This is a genomic window from Pseudomonas sp. EA_65y_Pfl1_P113, assembly GCF_963970525.1.
GTDB lineage: Bacteria > Pseudomonadota > Gammaproteobacteria > Pseudomonadales > Pseudomonadaceae > Aquipseudomonas > Aquipseudomonas tritici.
Window position 1 is genome coordinate 1 of the sequence record NZ_CAXAQM010000754.1, and the last position, 252, is coordinate 252.

The 252-nt window shown below is 55.2% G+C and carries 1 pseudogene; it reads left to right on the forward strand.

The features are described from left to right. A pseudogene (locus AACY52_RS32040) lies at positions 1-252 on the forward strand (IS110 family transposase); the annotation flags it as partial.

The window sequence follows — 252 nt, forward strand, 5'->3', positions numbered from 1 at the left end:
GAGACAAGCGTGTTAAGGCCGATCAGGCCACTGTTGCTCGCAGCTTGCACGGCAACTGGCGAGCTGAGCATTTGCATGCGCTGAGTCAGGAGTTGGCGGCTTATGACTTCCTGGAAAAACAGATCGGTGAGTGCGACCAAGCCATTGCTTATGCACTTGAGCGGCTGCCGGTTCTTCAGGCGCAAGTTATCCCGCCCAGCAAATCACTGCGTAACCCGCACCGTTCCAATGAGCAGCAACTGATTTTGCATC